The 2,491-nt window shown below is 50.7% G+C and carries 4 protein-coding genes; all 4 read left to right on the top strand.

Annotation, left to right across the window (positions count from 1 at the left end):
• Nucleotides 1-16 precede the first annotated feature (16 nt).
• The 4 genes from AT710_09610 (at nucleotide 17) to AT710_09595 (ending at nucleotide 2,069) form a co-directional block, all read left to right on the top strand.
• Nucleotides 17-283 (top strand): hypothetical protein, encoded by a 267-nt coding sequence (locus tag AT710_09610; protein ID KUO90066.1) that lies wholly within the window; start codon nucleotides 17-19, stop codon nucleotides 281-283.
• Between the two features lie 373 nt (nucleotides 284-656).
• Nucleotides 657-1,100, top strand: a complete 444-nt coding sequence (locus AT710_09605; GenBank protein KUO90065.1) for a hypothetical protein — start codon at nucleotides 657-659, stop codon at nucleotides 1,098-1,100.
• A 125-nt stretch (nucleotides 1,101-1,225) separates the two neighbouring features.
• Nucleotides 1,226-1,453: a hypothetical protein gene (locus AT710_09600; GenBank protein ID KUO90064.1), complete on the top strand. Its 228-nt coding sequence runs from the start codon at nucleotides 1,226-1,228 to the stop codon at nucleotides 1,451-1,453.
• Nucleotides 1,454-1,463: 10 nt separating this feature from the next.
• A complete protein-coding gene (locus AT710_09595) occupies nucleotides 1,464-2,069 on the top strand; it encodes a hypothetical protein (protein ID KUO90063.1) in 606 nt (201 codons plus the stop codon).
• The last annotated feature ends 422 nt before the right edge of the window (nucleotides 2,070-2,491 follow it).

The raw sequence follows: 2,491 nt of genomic DNA, 5'->3' as shown, positions 1-2,491 counted from the left end.
GCTTGAAAGAATCAGGATGCTTCGGAGAGCACTGTCGAGGAGAAGGTTTCTCTCGAAGAACTGGCTTAAAGCGAAGCGGAGGCCCGCTAAACAGCACGAGCGTGTTAAGGATTTCAGACGGGACTTGTTCTTTAAACTCGGGGCTCAACTTTCACAGGAGTACGACCTCTTGGTGTTAGAGGATTTGGATGTCCGGGGCTTGGTTCAAAAAGGCGTAACCAAGAAGAGGAGGATGCGGCTGTACGACTCCTCTTTCTCAGAGCTTAGGAGAATCTTAGGGTGAGAGTTTGTGAAAAGAGGGAAACAGGTTTTACCTGTCCCTTCTTACAACTCTTCACGCGAGTGTTTTCTGTGTGGAGGAATCAACCAAAGCTTGACTTTGGATGACCGAGTGTTTCACTGCCCCCACTGCGGTTTCACCTTGGACCGCGACCTCAACGCTTCTCTTGTTCTCTTGAAGAGGTCAGGGTTGGTGCCACCCGCTGTGCCTGTGGAGTTTCGCCCAATACCTCCTCTCCCATCCTTGGGGTTGGTGGAGAGGGGGAGGCAAGGTGGGGCTATGATTCAGGAAGCTTCCGCCTTCAGGCGGAGGTAGCTCACAGGGAAAAGTTAATCTAGTATATACGTTTTCTTCCAATAATAAGTGGACTTGGAAAATGGTTTCGGAGAGCGACTCCGCCAAAAATATCTCTGGCAACACCCTGAGAGTATATGTTTATGTGTTAAAGAATGGTCCAAGTGAGCTTAGAGAGGTTCAGAGGGGGCTCGGCTTCTCAACACCCTCACTAGCCTCCTATCACCTCACCAAACTCATGAAGGCTGGGTACATAAAACAGGATGAGGAGGGACGATACGTCGCGAACAGGGAGGCCACACCCAGCCTGCTAGAAGAGTACAGCAAGGTGGGCGCCTTCCTAGTACCAAACATGCTATTCTTCGCAATCTTCTTCACAATACTCATAGCCTACTTCTCATATCGCGCACTCACCAGCCTAAGCCAAACCTATGTGTATTATCTAGCAGCAACATCCATCGCCATGTGCGGTGCATACTGGTACGAGGTCGTAAGAGCCTGGAGAAAACTCATCGGCATACGCTAACCATAGTGCGTAATACCCGGGGACTACTAGTAAATACCGTAAAGCTCGGCTCTGAACGCATAACACATATTTATCACTTGGTCGAAACTTGAAATGGGTAATAGTATTTGGTGGTACAATTCAAGATGAGGTGCAAGAAATGTGGCGCTTACTCCGACGTGACGAAGTATGTGGTCACCCCAACTTACGTATTCATCGCGCAAGTATGTGGGCACAGGCACTTTATTGATACACAGAAGCTCGAATCCGAACTCGCTGAGCTTGGGGTTAGAGACAAACTCATAATCGAGGAGTTAACACTCAACCTAACACGCCCCCGAAACTACCCCACAGGGGAAGGAAAACACGAGTAGGCGCACAACCTTGTCATTTAACCTAAGATTCACCCTTTCAAAGCCGGGAAGAAACCTGATAATAGCCATAGTAGCCGGCCTAGTAGCCGGGGTAATACTCAATGTACTAAACTTATTATATTTATTCGTTCAATTCAACGCGCTCGTCGAGAGCGGCTGGGTCGTACCAATATTCACATCGATATTCGTGGTGGCCCCCGGTCTTCTCGGCTTCGTCGACGTGTTCTTTAACGCCATAGCCGTATACTTCTTAGACCCACTACTCTCAAGCGTGTACAGTGATAGACAGTACTATACTGTGTTTCTAGTGACCGCGGTCTTCGGAAACATGCTAAGCCTACTCAACGGCCCCAACGTAGTCAGCTTCGGCGCCTCAGGGGGAATCTTCGGGCTAATCGCGGGAGCACTAACATTCGACTACGCCTATAATAGGAGGGTGAACCCAGCCTTTCTCGGATGGTTCCTATTTGTGTTCATATACAGCTCCTTCGGCTCCGCGGATGTCTACGCCCACCTTGGTGGATCACTTATGGGTCTACCATTAGGCTACTATCTAGGCTCAAAAAGGAGGAGGAGGGAGATTGGCGCCGTAGCCTGGAGATATGGTTATCCGTGAACAACCACGCCTTTAAAGGCGGAGCTTTTCGCTTCAACCACCACCCAAGCTCAACCCTCACTACAGTGTTACGGAGCCCCCAGCAGGGTTTCACTCTACGTAGGCGCACGTAGGTATGCGTCCGCACACCTGACGTACGCGTAGTGGAGCTTGGGCTTCAGTGCATCATGCAGGGACCTCACGGGTTCACTGGTCCCCTTCAGCTCAGCCCCTGTCAGGACGCACCCACCCACCACTCCCGGTGGGGAGCGCCCTCCAATCCATCCTCAGTCAGCCTCACCCTCCTCCCCCCCATGTGTGTGCGTGTACCCCTCCCTCAGCCAGCCAGCGGAGGTCTTGGGTCTCTATCTACTATCACCCTACTGCCCATGCACAACCGGATCATTCAAATCCAGAAATCCATATAAACCTATCTATTTTGA

The sequence above is a fragment of the Thermocladium sp. ECH_B genome, assembly GCA_001516585.1.
GTDB lineage: Archaea > Thermoproteota > Thermoprotei > Thermoproteales > Thermocladiaceae > Thermocladium.
This window is presented reverse-complemented; position numbering and strand designations above follow the sequence as displayed.

Excerpts from the sequence above, each read along its gene's own strand:
- AT710_09610 (KUO90066.1), top strand. The coding sequence starts at position 17 with ATGCTTCGGAGAGCACTGTCGAGGAGAAGGTTTCTCTCGAAGAACTGG.
- AT710_09605 (KUO90065.1), top strand. The coding sequence starts at position 657 with ATGGTTTCGGAGAGCGACTCCGCCAAAAATATCTCTGGCAACACCCTG.
- AT710_09600 (KUO90064.1), top strand. The coding sequence starts at position 1,226 with ATGAGGTGCAAGAAATGTGGCGCTTACTCCGACGTGACGAAGTATGTG.